Origin of the sequence: Aliivibrio sp. SR45-2, assembly GCF_963890165.1 — a bacterium.
Lineage (GTDB): Bacteria > Pseudomonadota > Gammaproteobacteria > Enterobacterales > Vibrionaceae > Aliivibrio > Aliivibrio salmonicida.
The window spans coordinates 1-223 of sequence record NZ_CAWPRC010000135.1; the positions used below are offsets into that span (position 1 = coordinate 1).

General features: G+C 40.4%; 1 rRNA gene. It reads right to left on the reverse strand.

Annotated features, from left to right (window positions below):
* Positions 1-112: ribosomal RNA gene (locus AACV33_RS06835) — 16S ribosomal RNA — on the reverse strand; the annotation flags it as partial.
* Positions 113-223: the final 111 nt, after the last annotated feature.

Below are 223 nucleotides of genomic sequence, written 5' to 3' on the forward strand. Positions count from 1 at the left end.
CCGTCCGCCGCTCGTCAGCAAAGTAGCAAGCTACTTTCTGTTACCGCTCGACTTGCATGTGTTAGGCCTGCCGCCAGCGTTCAATCTGAGCCATGATCAAACTCTTCAATTAAAGTTTTTTGGTTTGTTTCAGCAGAAACAAAACCGGCTCAATGATTTATACTGATTTCTTACATAAAAGTAATTTTGTGTAGTCACTCAGTTCATTGATTATTTTTGTTTG